Below are 15,432 nucleotides of genomic sequence, written 5' to 3'. Positions count from 1 at the left end.
TTGCAGCCACCTGCCAAAAAGCAAAGGAGTATTCATGAAGCAAACCGTTTATACCGCCAGCCCTGAAAGTCAGCAAATCCACGTCTGGAGCCTGAATCACGATGGTTCTCTGACGCTGACGCAGGTGGTTGATGTGCCGGGTCAGGTACAGCCGATGGTCGTCAGCCCGGATAAGCGCTACCTGTATGTAGGCGTGCGCCCGGAGTTTCGCGTGTTGGCTTACCGTATTGCGCCTGATGACGGTGCGCTGACTTTCGCGGCGGAGTCTGCGCTGCCGGGCAGCCCGACGCATATTTCTACCGATCATCAGGGACGTTTCGTGTTCGTTGGCTCTTATAACGCTGGCAGCGTGAGCGTCACGCGTCTGGAAGATGGTCTGCCGGTGGAACTGGTTGACGTGGTTGAAGGTCTGGATGGCTGTCACTCGGCCAACATCTCTCCGGATAACCGTATTCTGTGGGTTCCTGCGTTGAAGCAGGATCGTATCTGCCTGTTTGAGGTAAGCGATGATGGTCATCTGGTCGCGCAGGAACCGGCTGAAGTAAACACCGTTGAAGGTGCGGGCCCACGTCATATGGCGTTCCATCCGAATAAACAATATGCCTACTGTGTGAATGAACTGAACAGCTCCGTTGACGTCTGGGAGCTGAAAGATCCGTACGGTAAGATCGAGTGCGTGCAGACGCTGGATATGATGCCTGCTGATTTCGCTGATACCCGTTGGGCCGCAGATATTCACATCACGCCGGATGGGCGTCATCTGTATGCCTGCGATCGCACCGCCAGCCTGATTACGGTCTTTAGCGTGTCTGAAGATGGCAGCGTGCTGACCAAAGAGGGTTTCCAGCCTACCGAAACTCAGCCGCGCGGTTTTAATGTCGACCACAGTGGTAAATACCTGATTGCCGCCGGGCAAAAATCGCACCATATCGCGGTGTACGAGATTGCAGGCGAGCAAGGGCTGCTGACAGAGAAAGGACGTTATGCGGTAGGTCAGGGCCCAATGTGGGTCGTGGTTAACGCGTATTAATTCTGCGTCGAATGCCGGATGAGCATCCGGCATACTGCCCGGCAGAGCATGATTCTGCCGGGTTTACATAAGAGAATGACGTTTACTTCTTAGGTTCAGCAACCACTTTACTACCGATACCGCGGTTGTTGTATTCCCACATGCGGTTGAAGTTGGTGTCGTTCAGGTTACGCTGGATTTCACCTTTATCATCTTTTGCACCCGTGTTTCCGGCAAACGGGTGTTTTGCGATAACGCTGTCAGCCCATGGTTTTGCCATGTTAAAGCCTTCGTTAATTACGCTGTCACGAATCACGACCTGACCGTTAGTGTTGGAATCGACATCCAGCGAACGGCCCAGTTGCGCCACGCCATCACCACTTGCCGTGAAGCGGCTATTGATAGCCAGGAAACCGTAGTAGATGTTTGACAAGGTAGCCGGTGCGAACACATAGGCTTCCTGCTGGGTACGGGAATTCACTACACGGAATTCGGTGTTATCGAACACCACTGCACCGCGACCGGACACAATATCCACATCGCCTTCAATGTAGCTGTTGGTAACCAGCGTACGCGGCTGACGATCGTTTTCCAGACGGTTTTGCACGCCGCTGTTGGTCACGAAGAAGGTATTCTGGCGGCCCAGGATGTTAACCTTGTTAATCTGCACTTTATCGCCATCGGTACGCAGCGCAACGGCCGGGTGGTTGCCCGCATCAACGCTGTCACCGAGGTTGTTCTCGATGGTCAGGTTTTGCAATTGCAGACCGTTATTTTGCGACCAGACGACGGCGGAACACATCACGCCAATATTTGCGCCACGTTTGTTCTGGCAATTATCAAACATATACCACGCAGGTTTACCCGGCATGTATTTACCGCCCGGGTTCACCGTACGACGCCAGTCTGCGGTGCTCATGTCACCGTCAATGGCCTGGCCGATTTTTACATCCAGCGGTTTTTCGCCCATACCGTACAGCGTCAGGCTACCCGTTGCTGCCGGAATGTATACCGTACCCTGATACTCGCCCGGCATAATCGCGATGTACTGACGTTTGTTAGTACGTTTGATGATTGCCGCATCAACCGCAGCCTGAATGCTGGTATGGGTGACGCCCTGAGTGCCTGCCGGGCCAACGACGAAGTCAGGCTGCGCAGGCAAAGAAATAGCAGAAGGGCTCCACGGCGCGGTGTTTGGCGTCAGTGCGGAAAAATAGTGCGCAGCAACGAAGTTTTTCGCTTCATTGGCCGACAGGATCGGGCGCGAAGAGGTGCCTGGCGCGGTCTGATCGGAAGGAATTTGATCGGGCGGCGTAGAGCTACAGGCGGTCAGCGTCACGCCAAAAGCCATAGCCAGCGCCAGACGGGAAACTGATGATATGTTCACAGGTTGCTCCGGGCTTTGAAAAGTTATCCATTGAAGCCTGCTTTTTTATACTAAGTTGAGCGAAACGGGAAGGTTAAAAGGTAAAAAGTTGTTTTTATCACCACAAAGCCCGGCGCGGAGAGTCCTTATATCACAAATACATAACAATTACGGTCCTTCAGGTTGACAACATCCCTATAATCAAAAATAAATGTCTATACAACCTATGACAAGTGGTGAGTCGAATGCAGCAATTCTTCCCTGATGATGTTATCTGGCGCAATGTTCGTCTGGCGACTATGGATCCTGAACGAGGCACCCCGTATGGGCTGGTGGATGGTCATGCGCTGATCGTCCGCCAGGGTAAGATTCGCGATATCGTCCCGGAGTCATCGTTATATCTGACTCATGATAATACCTTTGATATGCAGGGCAGATTGATTACGCCTGGCCTGATTGACTGCCATACGCATCTGGTTTTTGGCGGAAACCGCGCAGGTGAATGGGAGCAACGGCTAAACGGTGTCTCCTACCAGCAGATAAGCGCCGAGGGCGGGGGGATTAATGCCACCGTGTCGGCGACCCGCAGCGCCACGGATGAACAACTCTTACACGTAGCCCATCAGCGGATGGAACAGTTGATCAAAGAAGGCGTTACGCTGCTGGAAATAAAATCGGGTTACGGCCTGGATTTACAGACAGAAGAGAAAATATTGCGCGTGGCGGCGGCGCTGGCGGCAGAGAATATCGTTGAAATCAGCCCGACGCTGTTGGCTGCGCATGCGACTCCAGCGGAATACCGTGATGACCCTGACGGCTATATTACGCTGGTTTGCGAGACCATTTTGCCGCAGTTGTGGGAACAAGGGCTTTTCGAGACCGTCGACCTGTTCTGTGAAAGCGTTGGTTTTTCGTTGGCGCAGAGTGAGCGGGTGTTTCAGGCTGCGCAGGCGCTGGGCATCCCGATTAAAGGTCATGTCGAACAACTGTCATTGCTTGGTGGTGCGCAATTGGTAAGCCGCTACCACGGGCTATCCGCCGATCATATTGAATACCTCGATGAAGCGGGCGTGGCGGCGATGAGCCAAAGCGGTACGGTCGGCGTGCTGCTGCCCGGCGCGTTCTATTTCCTCAAAGAGCAGCAGCGCCCACCGGTAGCGTTGCTGCGACAATATCAGGTACCGATGGCGGTAGCGACAGATTTTAACCCCGGTACCAGTCCGTTTATCAGCCTGCACTGGGCGATGAATATGGCCTGTGTTCAGTTTGGCCTAACGCCGGAAGAAGCATGGGCGGGCGTAACCCGTCATGCGGCCCGGGCACTGGGGCGTCATGCCACTCACGGTCAATTGAAGGCCGGGTTTGTGGCCGATTTTGTGGTGTGGGACGCAACTCTCCCGGTCGAGATCTTGTATGAACCCGGACGCAACCCGCTCTACCAACGCATATTCAAAGGACAAATAGCATGACTAACTGGCAACCTGCTTCACCTGCGCTGTGGCAGGGACGTGATGACCGCGCCGAATCGCCGAATGCGCTGCGCCTGTTTCAGACTATCACCCTGAGCCCGACGTTTAGCCCGGAAATGTATCGCGAGCAGATAGCGTTGCTCGGGTTTGCCTGCGACGAAGGCGTGAAACGTAATCAGGGGCGCACGGGAGCCGCCGGTGCGCCCGATGTGCTGCGCAAGGCGCTGGCAAATTTAGCCAGCCACGATGGGCATCATCGGCTGGTGGATCTGGGAAATATTGTGGCGCAGGCTCCCGATCTTGAGGGCGCGCAGCAGGCGTTACGCAATGCGGTACAGCGCTGTCAGCAGGAGAACATGCGTACCTTCATTCTGGGTGGAGGACACGAAACCGCCTTTGCGCACGGCGCTGGCGTACTGGATGCGTTCCCGCAGGCGAAAGTGGGGATAGTCAACTTCGATGCGCATCTCGATTTGCGCCATGCCGGGCAGGCCACGTCCGGTACGCCGTTTCGCCAACTGGCGCAACTGTGCGACGAACAGCAGCGTGAATTTCACTATGCCTGTATCGGCGTCAGCCGGGCGGCAAATACCCAGGCGCTATGGGATGAAGCCCAGCGACTCGGTGTGACCGTAGTGGAGGATCTGCATTGTGATACGGCGCAGGCTCAGCTGGCGCAGTTTGCCGCCAACCTGGATGTCGTCTATCTGACTATCGACCTCGACGTGATGCCAGTGTGGGAAATGCCCGGCGTGTCGGCCCCCGCCGCGCTTGGCGTACCGTTGGCGACGCTGCTGAGACTGATTGAGCCCCTGTGCCGTAGCGGTAAACTACAGGCGGTGGATATGGTTGAATTTAATCCACGCTTTGACGATGATGGCAGGGCGGCGCGGGTTTCGGCGCGATTAGGCTGGCAAATCGCACACTGGTGGCACTGACATACCTGATGGCGTTGCGCTTATCAGGTTCGGGTAATGCCTGTAAACTGTACCCACTCACATTCTCAGCTTAAGGAAGGCTCACGCATGCTCCCATCCCATTCTGCTCCGGCTCCTTTTTACGAAAAGGTCAAACAGGAGATCAGCGAAAAAATTGCCGGTGGTATCTGGCAACCTCACGATCGCATTCCGTCTGAGGCTGAGCTGGTGGCGCAGTATGGTTTCAGCCGCATGACCATCAACCGGGCGCTGCGTGAGTTAACGGATGAAGGTCTACTGGTGCGTTTACAGGGCGTGGGGACGTTTGTCGCCGAACCAAAAGGCCAGTCCGCGCTGTTTGAAATCCGCAGCATCGCGGATGAAATCAACGCCCGTCAGCATCAGCACCGGTGCGAAGTGCTGACGCTGGAAAGAACCCAGGCAAACGCGCAGCAGGCTTTGGTGTTAAACGTCAAAGAAGGCACCTCCATTTTTCACTCTGTCATGGTGCACTTCGAGAACGATTTGCCGGTGCAGATTGAGGATCGCTGCGTGAATGCCGAAATTGTGCCGGAGTATCTGGCGCAGGATTACAGCCAGACCACGCCGCACGCTTACCTGTCGCTGATAGCCCCTTTAACGGAAGGTGAACATATTGTTGAAGCGGTGCGTGCCAGCGCCGAAGAATGTGTACTGCTGAATATCAAAGAACACGATCCCTGCCTGCTGATCCGTCGTAAAACCTGGTCTGCGTCATCCATTGTATCTCATGCCCGTTTGCTGTTCCCGGGTTCCCGCTATCGTCTGCAAGGGCGCTTCATGTCCTGAAAATCGTGATTGCTGCCGCAGTATGGCAAAAATGTAGCTCAGTTGTTAACTGCGATCTTGCGTTTAATTGTATAGACAAGTATATACTTTTAGCTAATGTGACCGTTAATCGTAGGCCTGATAAGACGCGTTAGCGTCGCCATCAGGCGCTGTGCCGGATGGCGGCGTACACGCCTGATCCGGCCTACATTCAGCCTGAGGAGTTTTCTGTCATGTCCCATAGCAAATATCGTCAGCAGGATATTCGTGCCCCACGTGGCACTGCCTTAACGGCCAAAAGCTGGCTGACCGAAGCGCCATTGCGCATGTTAATGAACAATCTCGATCCCGACGTGGCGGAAAATCCCCATGAGTTGGTGGTTTACGGCGGGATCGGTCGTGCGGCGCGGGACTGGGAGTGCTATGACGCCATCGTCAACGCGCTGACCAAACTGGAGAGCGATGAGACCCTGCTGGTCCAGTCCGGTAAACCGGTTGGCGTGTTCAAAACTCATGACAATGCGCCGCGCGTGCTGATTGCTAACTCCAACCTGGTGCCGCATTGGGCTACCTGGGAACACTTCAACGAACTGGACGCCAAAGGGCTGGCGATGTACGGCCAGATGACCGCCGGAAGCTGGATCTACATCGGCAGCCAGGGCATCGTGCAGGGGACGTATGAAACCTTCGTTGAGGCCGGGCGTCAGCATTATCAGGGGAATCTGAGCGGACGCTGGGTACTGACCGCCGGACTGGGCGGTATGGGCGGGGCGCAGCCGTTAGCCGCTACGCTGGCAGGCGCTTGTTCGCTGAACATTGAATGCCAGCAAAGCCGAATCGATTTCCGTCTGCGTACCCGCTACGTGGACGAGCAGGCGACATCGCTTGACGACGCGCTGGCGCGTATCGACAAGTATACCCGTGAGGGTAAAGCGGTCTCTATTGCGCTGTGCGCTAACGCCGCCGACGTTGTACCGGAAATGGTGAAACGCGGTGTGCGCCCGGATATGGTCACCGACCAGACCAGCGCCCACGATCCGCTGCATGGTTATCTGCCGTCCGGCTGGAGCTGGGAAGAATACCAGGCGAAAGCGGTGTCCGATCCTCAGGGCACGGTACTGGCGGCGAAACGTTCAATGGCAACGCACGTCGAGGCGATGCTGGCTTTCAGCAAAATGGGCGTGCCGACGTTTGATTACGGCAACAACATTCGCCAGATGGCCAAAGAGATGGGCGTGGAAAACGCCTTTGATTTCCCCGGCTTCGTACCTGCTTATATTCGCCCCCTGTTCTGTCGCGGCATAGGGCCATTCCGTTGGGTGGCGCTGTCCGGCGATCCGCAGGATATTTATAAGACAGATGCCAAAGTGAAAGAGATCGTGGCTGATGATAAGCATCTTCATCACTGGCTGGATATGGCGCGTGAACGGATTAACTTCCAGGGCTTACCGGCGCGTATCTGCTGGGTCGGCCTGGAGTGGCGTCAGAAACTGGGGCTGGCGTTTAATGAAATGGTGCGCAGTGGTGAAGTATCTGCGCCGATTGTTATTGGTCGCGATCATCTGGACTCCGGCTCTGTTGCCAGCCCAAACCGCGAAACCGAAGCTATGCGCGACGGGTCAGACGCCGTATCCGACTGGCCGCTGCTGAACGCGCTGCTTAACACCGCCAGCGGTGCGACCTGGGTATCGCTGCATCATGGCGGCGGGGTCGGCATGGGCTTCTCCCAGCATGCCGGGATGGTCATTGTTTGCGATGGCACCGATGAAGCCGCCGCGCGTATCGCCCGGGTATTGCATAACGATCCGGCCACTGGAGTAATGCGTCACGCTGACGCCGGGTATGATATTGCGGTTGAGTGCGCCGTCGAAGAAGGGCTGAATTTGCCGATGGTTGCTGCGACGCAGGAGAAACGCTGATATGAACGCCATGACACTCACGCCGGGCCATCTGAGTTTTACCCAGCTACGCGACATCTGGCAGCAGCCGGTTAAACTGAGCCTGGATGCCGGAGCGATTGATGCTATCAACGCCAGCGTCGCCTGCGTCAATAATATTGTCGCTGAAGGCCGTACGGCATATGGCATTAATACCGGCTTTGGCCTGCTGGCCCAAACCCGTATCGCCACGGAAGATTTACAGAATTTACAGCGTTCGCTGGTGCTTTCCCATGCGGCAGGCGTTGGCGAGGCGCTGGACGACGCGATGGTTCGCCTGATTATGGTGCTGAAAATCAACAGCCTGGCGCGTGGTTTTTCCGGTATTCGCTTGAGCGTGATTGAGGCGCTGATTGCGCTGGTAAATGCTGAGGTGTATCCGCTGATCCCGGCGAAAGGATCGGTGGGCGCTTCAGGCGATTTGGCCCCGCTGGCGCATATGTCTCTGACGTTGCTGGGTGAAGGTAAAGCGCGCTGGCAGGGGGAATGGCTCCCGGCGACCGAAGCGCTGAAAAAGGCCGGGCTGGAGCCGATAACGCTGGAAGCGAAAGAAGGGCTGGCACTGCTCAACGGAACTCAGGCGTCCACCGCCTTTGCCCTGCGCGGGTTATTTGAAGCTCAGGAGCTGTTCGCGTCTGCGACGGTGTGTGGGGCGTTAACCACCGAAGCTGTGCTCGGTTCCCGCCGCCCGTTTGATGCCCGCATTCATGCGGCGCGAGGACAGCGTGGACAGATTGATGCCGCAGCACTTTATCGCCATGTGTTGACCGACACCAGCGCGCTTTCCCAGTCGCATCATAACTGTGAAAAAGTGCAGGATCCGTATTCTCTGCGCTGTCAGCCGCAGGTGATGGGGGCGTGTCTGACGCAAATGCGCCAGGTATTGGATGTCCTGCTGGTGGAAGCTAACGCGGTTTCCGACAACCCGCTGGTGTTTGCCGAAGAGGGCGATGTGATTTCAGGCGGCAACTTCCATGCCGAACCGGTGGCGATGGCGGCAGATAACCTGGCGCTGGCGATTGCGGAAATCGGCGCGTTATCAGAGCGGCGCATTGCGCTGATGATGGACAAACATATGTCGCAGTTGCCGCCGTTCCTGGTGAAAAACGGTGGGGTTAACTCCGGCTTTATGATTGCTCAGGTAACCGCCGCCGCGTTGGCGAGCGAGAACAAAGCGCTGGCGCATCCGCACAGCGTGGACAGCTTGCCGACCTCCGCCAACCAGGAAGATCACGTATCTATGGCGCCTGCGGCGGGTCGCAGATTGTGGGAGATGGCGGCGAATACGCGCGGCGTGATTGCCGTGGAGTGGCTGGCGGCGTGCCAGGGGATCGACCTGCGCGAAGGGTTAACCTCAAGTCCGCTGCTGGAGCAGGCGCGTCAGGCATTACGTGAACAAGTTGCCCACTATACCCAGGACCGTTTTTTCGCCCCGGATATTGAGTGCGCGACCGAACTGTTAGCGCAAGGAAAGTTGTTGAAATTGTTGCCTGAATTTCTGTAGAAAATTGCCTGATGGCGACGCTGACGCATCTTATCAGGCCTACTGTCTGCTTTGTAGGCCGGATGAGGCGAAGCCGACATCCGGCACAACAAAGCTTAGCTAAACATCGCCGTAATCGAGGCGCTGGCGAGCGAATGGAAGTGAACGTTAAATCCGACCATCGCGCCGCTGGCGTCTTCATCGACATCAATACGCTCCACATCCAGCGCGTGAACCGTGAAGATATAGCGATGGGTTTCCCCCTTCGGCGGGGCAGCTCCACCATAACCGGCTTTACCAAAATCCGTACGGGTCTGAATCACGCCATCCGGCACTGCAACCAGCCCGGAGCCGAATCCTTGCGTCAGTACGCGGGTATCAGCCGGCAGATTTACCACCACCCAATGCCACCAGCCGGAGCCAGTTGGCGCATCAGGATCAAAGCAGGTCACGACAAAGCTTTTGGTTCCTGCGGGCACGTCATCCCACGCCAGATGTGGGGAAATATTATCCCCGTCATACCCCATGCCGTTAAAGACGTGGCGATGTCCAAGCTTATCGCCATCGCGCAGATCGTTACTGATTAGTTTCATGCTGACTCCTCTCGTTAGCCAAAAAGTGTAGCCAGAAACCGTGGAGCTTACCGCTGATTAATCGCTAAAAAATGTTGCACTGCGCACAGCATCGTTCACGGCCAGGGTCAGGCGACGCAACTGATCGGGCTTGATAATGTACGGCGGCATCAGATAAATCAGTTTACCAAATGGTCGTACCCAGACGCCCTGTTCGACAAAGAACTTCTGTAACGCCGCCATATTCACCGGATGGGTGGTTTCGATGACGCCGATGGCGCCGAGTACGCGTACGTCCGCTACCCAACTGGAATCCGCCGCCGGGGCAAGTTCTGCCCGCAGCTGCGCTTCAATGGCCGCGACCTGCGAGCGCCACTCGCCGGTTTCGAGTAATGACAGGCTGGCGGAGGCGACGGCGCAGGCCAGCGGATTGCCCATAAAGGTTGGGCCGTGCATGAAGCAGCCCGCTTCGCCGTTGCTGATGGTTTCTGCGACCTGACGCGTGGTCAGGGTTGCTGAAAGAGTCATTGTCCCACCGGTTAACGCTTTACCCAGGCACAAAATGTCCGGAGTGATGTCGGCGTGCTCGCAGGCAAACAGCTTACCTGTACGGCCAAATCCGGTGGCGATTTCATCAGCAATCAGCAGGATCCCTTCACGGTCGCACATTTTACGAATGCGCTTTAACCATTCGGGATGATACATCCGCATACCGCCAGCGCCCTGTACGATTGGCTCAAGGATCACCGCCGCAATCTCGTGGCGATGCGCGGCCATCAGGCGGGCAAAAGGCACCATATCCAGTTCGTCCCACTCGCCGCCCATGCGGCTTTGCGGGGCGGGTGCAAACAGGTTTTCCGGCAGATATCCCTTCCACAGACTGTGCATCGAGTTGTCGGGATCGCAGACCGACATCGCGCCGAAGGTATCGCCATGGTAGCCGTTACGAAACGTCAGGAAACGCTGACGGGATTCGCCTTTAGCCTGCCAGTATTGCAGCGCCATTTTCATTGCGACTTCTACGGCGACCGACCCTGAATCCGCGAGAAAAACACACTCCAGCGCCTCTGGCGTCATCGCCACCAACTGACGGCACAGCGCAATGGCCGGGGCATGGGTAATGCCGCCAAACATCACATGCGACATGGCATCAATCTGCGTTTTCATCGCGGCGTTCAGCTGTGGGTGATTGTAACCGTGGATAGCCGCCCACCAGGACGACATGCCGTCAATCAGCTTCTCACCGCTGGCTAAAATCAATTCACAGCCTTCGGCACGCGCCACCGGATAAACCGGCAGCGGGGAGGTCATGGAGGTATAAGGGTGCCAGATATGGCGTTGGTCAAACGCAAGATCGTCCGTTGTCATAATCGACTTGTAAACCAAATTAAAAAGATTTAGGTTTACGAGTCTACACCAAACTAACAACGAAACGTATACCAATATGGCTCATTCTTCTCGCTGGACAATGTCGCAAGTCACCGAATTATTTCAAAAACCGCTGCTGGATCTGCTATTTGAAGCGCAGCAGGTTCATCGCCAGCACTTCGATCCGCAGCAGGTTCAGGTCAGTACGCTGCTGTCGATTAAGACCGGCGCTTGCCCGGAGGACTGCAAATACTGCCCGCAAAGTTCCCGCTATAAAACCGGTCTGGAAACGGAGCGTTTGATGGAGGTTGAACAGGTACTGGACTCGGCGCGTAAGGCGAAACAGGCCGGTTCAACGCGGTTTTGCATGGGCGCGGCGTGGAAGAACCCTCACGAACGCGATATGCCTTACCTGGAACAGATGGTTCAGGGCGTGAAAGCGTTGGGGCTGGAAGCCTGTATGACGCTGGGCACGCTGGACGAAACTCAGGCCCAGCGCCTGGCCAATGCGGGTCTGGACTACTACAACCACAACCTCGACACCTCGCCGGAATTCTACGGCAATATTATCACCACCCGTTCGTACCAGGAGCGCCTGGATACGCTGGATAAAGTGCGTGAGGCGGGCATTAAAGTCTGTTCCGGCGGAATTGTGGGGCTGGGGGAAACGGTGACCGATCGCGCGGGTTTACTGCTGCAATTAGCTAATCTGCCGACGCCGCCGGAAAGCGTGCCGATCAATATGCTGGTAAAAGTGAAGGGCACGCCGCTCGCCGATAATGACGACGTAGATGCCTTTGATTTCATTCGTACTATTGCCGTGGCGCGCATCATGATGCCGACCTCGTACGTGCGTCTTTCTGCCGGGCGCGAGCAAATGAACGAACAAACCCAGGCAATGTGCTTTATGGCCGGGGCCAACTCGATTTTCTACGGCTGCAAACTGCTTACTACACCCAATCCGAACGAAGACAAAGATTTACTGTTGTTTCGCAAGCTGGGCCTTAATCCGCAGCAAACGGCGGTACTGGCGGGCGATAACGAACAGCAGCAACGCCTGGAGCAGGCGCTGCGTACTCCGGATACTGACGATTACTACAACGCGGCAACCGTATGACCTGGCAGCAAAAAATAGACGATGCGCTAACGGCGCGTCGTCGTGCTGATGCGTGGCGTCAGCGCTATGCGGTGACGCAGGGCGCCGGTCGCTGGCTGCAGGCTGATGGTCGCCAGTATCTGAATTTCTCCAGCAACGACTACCTTGGCTTGAGCCACCATCCGCAGATTATCTGCGCGTGGCAGCAGGGTGCTGAGCGTTTTGGCGTCGGTAGCGGCGGCTCGGGCCATGTCAGCGGTTATTCCGTTGCTCATCAGGCACTGGAAGAAGAGCTGGCGCAGTGGCTCGGCTACTCCCGGGCGCTGCTGTTTATCTCCGGTTTTGCCGCTAATCAGGCGGTCATTGCCGCATTGATGGGAAAAGAGGATCGGATTGTTGCAGACCGGCTCAGCCATGCTTCGCTGCTGGAAGCTGCCAGCCTTAGCCCCGCCGTGTTACGTCGCTTTACCCATAACGACTCGCAACATCTGGAGCGTCTGCTGACTACTCCCTGTCCGGGGCAGCAGCTCGTGGTGACTGAAGGCGTGTTCAGCATGGACGGCGACAGCGCGCCGCTGGCTGAAATTCACGCGGTGGCGAAACGACATAACGCGTGGCTGCTGGTGGATGACGCACACGGAATCGGCGTGTGCGGCGAGGAAGGGCGCGGCTCCTGCTCTCGACAGCAGGTAAAACCTGAGCTGTTAGTGGTGACGTTTGGCAAAGGGTTTGGCGTTAGCGGCGCAGCAATCCTGTGTTCCGATAGCGTAGCCGATTATCTGCTGCAGTTTGCCCGGCATCTGATCTACAGCACCAGTATGCCCCCGGCACAGGTTCAGGCCTTGCGCGCCGCGCTGGCGGTGATCCGCAGCCGCGAAGGCGATGAGCGCAGAGAAAAGCTGGCGATGCTGATCCAGCGTTTTCGTGCTGGGATTAATACGCCGGACTTAACGCTGGCGCATTCAGACAGCGCTATTCAGCCGCTGATCGTTGGCGATAACCATAAGGCCTTGCAACTGGCACAGACGTTACGGCAACAGGGATGCTGGGTGACGGCGATTCGTCCACCGACGGTGCCGGCGGGTACGGCCAGGCTGCGGCTTACGCTGACCCAGGCGCATGAAGCCCAGGATATCGACAACTTACTGGAGGTGCTGCATGGCGCAGGTCAATAAGCAGGCGATTGCCGCGGCGTTTGGTCGTGCGGCCACGCACTATGAGCAACACGCTGAGCTTCAGCGTCAGAGCGCCGATGCGTTACTGGCGCGACTCGATGGTCGGGTGTTCTCTCAGGTACTGGATGCGGGCTGTGGGCCAGGCCGTATGAGTCGTTACTGGCGGGAGCAGGGGAGTGAGGTCTGCGCGCTGGATCTGTCGGCGCAAATGCTGACGCAAGCGCAGCGTCATGATGTCGCCCACCGCTATCTGCTGGCGGATATTGAAGCCATTCCGCAGGCCGCCGGTTCTTTCGACCTGGCCTGGAGCAATCTGGCCGTACAGTGGTGCAGCGACTTTCGAGGCGCATTAAGCGAGCTTTACCGTGTGGTGCGCCCTTGCGGGGTGGTGGCGTTTAGTACTCTGGCGCAGGGTTCAATGCCGGAGCTTCGTCAGGCCTGGCAGGCGGTTGACGATCGGGAGCATGCCAACCGTTTTTTGCCCGTGGAACAACTGGAAAACGCGCTGCATGGCTGGGATGCGGAATACCAGTCTCATGCCGTCACGCTGTGGTTTGATGATGCGCTGAGCGCCATGCGCTCGCTAAAAGGCATCGGCGCGACGCATTTGCATGATGGACGCGAGCAGCGCGTGCTTACCCGTTCGCAGCTTCGTCAGCTACAGCTAGCCTGGCCCTGTCAGCAGGGGAAATATCCGCTGACTTATCAACTATTTTTGGGAGTGATTCAACGTGACTAACACCTATTTTGTCACCGGGACGGATACTGAGGTGGGTAAAACTATCGCCAGCTGTGCGCTGCTTCAGGCGGCGGGACAGCTGGGGTTACGAACCGTTGGTTATAAACCCGTGGCGTCAGGCAGTGAAATGACGACTGAAGGTCTGCGTAATAGCGATGCCCTGGCATTACAGCGCAACAGCGTTGTGCCGGTGGATTATGCGGCTATCAACCCCTATACCTTCGCAGAACCTACCTCACCGCATATCATCAGCGCTGACGAAGGCCGCCCGATTCAGGCCTCAGTGATGTCTGCAGGTTTACGCGCGCTGGAAGAGCAGGCTGAGTGGGTGCTGGTGGAGGGCGCTGGCGGGTGGTTTACGCCGCTTTCGCCAACGCTGAGTTTTGCTGACTGGGTAACAGCAGAGCAACTGCCGGTGATTCTGGTGGTTGGCGTTAAGCTCGGGTGCATCAACCACGCTATGCTGACCGCCCAGGCGGTGCAGCAGGCCGGACTGAAACTTGCCGGATGGGTTGCCAATGATGTGACGCCACCCGGCAAGCGTCATGCTGAATATATGGCAACGCTCAGACGTGTACTTGCGGCTCCAATGCTGGGGGAAATTCCCTGGCTGGCAGAAGAGCCGGAGCAGGCATCGACAGGGCGTTATATCGATCTTAGCGTTTTATCTCTGGCGTCCCCCAGTCATTGATTAACGGGTCGCCGAACGGTGTTATTTCCCCCTGAGCCACGTTGCGCCCCCGGTGTAACAAGCAGTAGCAGTCGGCGACCCGACGAATAAACGGCAGGCTCTGCTCCGCGAGCATAATGGCGATGCCAAGCTCCTGGCTTAGCCTCACAATCAGGTTTCCCAACTTGTGGATATACGCCTGGCCACTGCCTCGCGTGGGCTCATCGAGGATCAGCAGGCGCGGGCGAGTGACCAGCGCGCTGGCGAGCGCAAGCTGGTGCTGATTATCCTCTGATAATGCCGCTCCTTTGGCCTGACGTAGTACAAACAGCTGTGGAAACAGGCGGTAAATGTCGCTACTGTTCATCGTTTCGCTTTCTTCAACAGCCTGGCGGGCAATATGCAGATTTTCCTCGACCGTCAGTTGCGAAAAAATCCGTCTTTCTTGTGAAACGGAGTTAATACCCAGCGCAATGCGATTTGCCGCCGGGATCGGACTCAGATCGCGTGGCGGCGCGCCTGCCTGATGCCAGAACATGGTGCCGCTTTCGATCGGTAGGTTGCCGATGATGCAATTGGCCAGCGTAGTCTTTCCCATCCCCGGAAGCCCCAGCACGCCGGTACATTTGCCGGGCAGCAGGTCGAGATCCACATCCCACAATGAGTGCTGATTGCCGTAATAGTGATTCACTGCGCGAAGACTCAACATAGATTTCTCCATCATGATGTTATCCGGCACACGGACAGGTCGTCGGAAGAAAACTGCAATTCTCTTGCCAGAAGAGGGCTTCGGGACAAAAACAGTGGGATAACATGCTAAGTGG

General features: G+C 56.6%; 14 protein-coding genes. 10 read left to right on the top strand and 4 right to left on the bottom strand.

Annotation, left to right across the window (positions count from 1 at the left end):
- Positions 1-34 precede the first annotated feature (34 nt).
- Positions 35-1,030, top strand: a complete 996-nt coding sequence (gene pgl / locus WHR59_RS16270; RefSeq protein WP_043015659.1) for a 6-phosphogluconolactonase — start codon at positions 35-37, stop codon at positions 1,028-1,030.
- An 82-nt stretch (positions 1,031-1,112) separates the two neighbouring features.
- Here the strand turns inward: pgl and WHR59_RS16265 are convergent, their stop codons facing one another.
- The gene (locus WHR59_RS16265) at positions 1,113-2,396 is read right to left on the bottom strand and encodes a putative acyl-CoA thioester hydrolase (RefSeq protein WP_200000337.1); all 1,284 of its coding nucleotides are present in this window, start codon (positions 2,394-2,396) and stop codon (positions 1,113-1,115) included.
- Between the two features lie 224 nt (positions 2,397-2,620).
- Here WHR59_RS16265 and hutI point away from each other — a divergent pair, with 224 nt between their 5' ends.
- The 5 genes from hutI (at position 2,621) to hutH (ending at position 9,009) form a co-directional block, all read left to right on the top strand.
- On the top strand, positions 2,621-3,844 hold the full coding sequence (hutI, locus tag WHR59_RS16260; protein ID WP_087051524.1) for an imidazolonepropionase: 1,224 nt from the start codon (positions 2,621-2,623) through the stop codon (positions 3,842-3,844).
- A complete protein-coding gene (gene hutG, locus WHR59_RS16255) occupies positions 3,841-4,782 on the top strand; it encodes a formimidoylglutamase (protein ID WP_338843301.1) in 942 nt (313 codons plus the stop codon). Before hutI ends, hutG begins: the two co-directional genes overlap by 4 nt.
- Before the next feature lie 87 nt (positions 4,783-4,869).
- Positions 4,870-5,589 carry a histidine utilization repressor gene (locus WHR59_RS16250; RefSeq protein ID WP_338843300.1) on the top strand — a complete coding sequence of 240 codons (720 nt, stop codon included), beginning with the start codon at positions 4,870-4,872 and terminating at the stop codon, positions 5,587-5,589.
- A gap of 212 nt (positions 5,590-5,801) precedes the next feature.
- The gene (gene hutU, locus WHR59_RS16245) at positions 5,802-7,487 is read left to right on the top strand and encodes a urocanate hydratase (RefSeq protein WP_338843299.1); all 1,686 of its coding nucleotides are present in this window, start codon (positions 5,802-5,804) and stop codon (positions 7,485-7,487) included.
- A 1-nt stretch (position 7,488) separates the two neighbouring features.
- Positions 7,489-9,009: a histidine ammonia-lyase gene (gene hutH / locus WHR59_RS16240; protein ID WP_338843298.1), complete on the top strand. Its 1,521-nt coding sequence runs from the start codon at positions 7,489-7,491 to the stop codon at positions 9,007-9,009.
- A gap of 95 nt (positions 9,010-9,104) precedes the next feature.
- On the opposite strand, the gene WHR59_RS16235 is transcribed toward hutH, so the two are convergent.
- Positions 9,105-9,581 (bottom strand): kinase inhibitor, encoded by a 477-nt coding sequence (locus WHR59_RS16235; protein WP_043015665.1) that lies wholly within the window; start codon positions 9,579-9,581, stop codon positions 9,105-9,107.
- Between the two features lie 57 nt (positions 9,582-9,638).
- Positions 9,639-10,928, bottom strand: coding sequence for an adenosylmethionine--8-amino-7-oxononanoate transaminase (gene bioA / locus WHR59_RS16230; protein ID WP_047412508.1), 1,290 nt, complete (start codon positions 10,926-10,928; stop codon positions 9,639-9,641).
- Between the two features lie 76 nt (positions 10,929-11,004).
- On the opposite strand from bioA, the gene bioB reads away from it, so the two are divergent.
- From bioB to bioD, 4 genes are read left to right on the top strand one after another with little or no spacing between them, the layout of a single operon-like run.
- Entirely contained in the window at positions 11,005-12,045 is a 1,041-nt protein-coding gene (gene bioB / locus WHR59_RS16225; RefSeq protein ID WP_043015667.1) for a biotin synthase BioB, read from the top strand.
- Entirely contained in the window at positions 12,042-13,199 is a 1,158-nt protein-coding gene (gene bioF, locus WHR59_RS16220) for an 8-amino-7-oxononanoate synthase (protein WP_181633958.1), read from the top strand. The genes bioB and bioF overlap by 4 nt, the downstream gene beginning before the upstream one ends.
- Positions 13,183-13,938 carry a malonyl-ACP O-methyltransferase BioC gene (bioC, locus tag WHR59_RS16215; protein ID WP_338843297.1) on the top strand — a complete coding sequence of 252 codons (756 nt, stop codon included), beginning with the start codon at positions 13,183-13,185 and terminating at the stop codon, positions 13,936-13,938. Before bioF ends, bioC begins: the two co-directional genes overlap by 17 nt.
- Positions 13,931-14,629, top strand: coding sequence for a dethiobiotin synthase (bioD, locus tag WHR59_RS16210; protein ID WP_047412497.1), 699 nt, complete (start codon positions 13,931-13,933; stop codon positions 14,627-14,629). The genes bioC and bioD overlap by 8 nt, the downstream gene beginning before the upstream one ends.
- On the opposite strand, the gene WHR59_RS16205 is transcribed toward bioD, so the two are convergent.
- The gene (locus WHR59_RS16205; RefSeq protein WP_043015671.1) at positions 14,595-15,317 is read right to left on the bottom strand and encodes an ABC transporter ATP-binding protein; all 723 of its coding nucleotides are present in this window, start codon (positions 15,315-15,317) and stop codon (positions 14,595-14,597) included. The two genes, bioD and WHR59_RS16205, sit on opposite strands and share 35 nt — an antisense overlap.
- Positions 15,318-15,432 lie beyond the last annotated feature (115 nt).

The sequence above is a fragment of the Citrobacter europaeus genome (genome assembly GCF_037482245.1).
GTDB lineage: Bacteria > Pseudomonadota > Gammaproteobacteria > Enterobacterales > Enterobacteriaceae > Citrobacter > Citrobacter europaeus.
Note: the sequence above shows the minus strand (reverse complement) of the source record. Positions and strands in the feature narration are given on the sequence as shown.

What these genes read in the sequence shown, in the direction of transcription:
- pgl (WP_043015659.1), top strand. Translation starts at nt 35, where the DNA reads ATGAAGCAAACCGTTTATACCGCCAGCCCTGAAAGTCAGCAAATCCAC.
- hutI (WP_087051524.1), top strand. Translation starts at nt 2,621, where the DNA reads ATGCAGCAATTCTTCCCTGATGATGTTATCTGGCGCAATGTTCGTCTG.
- hutG (WP_338843301.1), top strand. Translation starts at nt 3,841, where the DNA reads ATGACTAACTGGCAACCTGCTTCACCTGCGCTGTGGCAGGGACGTGAT.
- WHR59_RS16250 (WP_338843300.1), top strand. Translation starts at nt 4,870, where the DNA reads ATGCTCCCATCCCATTCTGCTCCGGCTCCTTTTTACGAAAAGGTCAAA.
- hutU (WP_338843299.1), top strand. Translation starts at nt 5,802, where the DNA reads ATGTCCCATAGCAAATATCGTCAGCAGGATATTCGTGCCCCACGTGGC.
- hutH (WP_338843298.1), top strand. Translation starts at nt 7,489, where the DNA reads ATGAACGCCATGACACTCACGCCGGGCCATCTGAGTTTTACCCAGCTA.
- WHR59_RS16235 (WP_043015665.1), bottom strand. Translation starts at nt 9,581, where the DNA reads ATGAAACTAATCAGTAACGATCTGCGCGATGGCGATAAGCTTGGACAT.
- bioA (WP_047412508.1), bottom strand. Translation starts at nt 10,928, where the DNA reads ATGACAACGGACGATCTTGCGTTTGACCAACGCCATATCTGGCACCCT.
- bioB (WP_043015667.1), top strand. Translation starts at nt 11,005, where the DNA reads ATGGCTCATTCTTCTCGCTGGACAATGTCGCAAGTCACCGAATTATTT.
- bioF (WP_181633958.1), top strand. Translation starts at nt 12,042, where the DNA reads ATGACCTGGCAGCAAAAAATAGACGATGCGCTAACGGCGCGTCGTCGT.
- bioC (WP_338843297.1), top strand. Translation starts at nt 13,183, where the DNA reads ATGGCGCAGGTCAATAAGCAGGCGATTGCCGCGGCGTTTGGTCGTGCG.
- WHR59_RS16205 (WP_043015671.1), bottom strand. Translation starts at nt 15,317, where the DNA reads ATGTTGAGTCTTCGCGCAGTGAATCACTATTACGGCAATCAGCACTCA.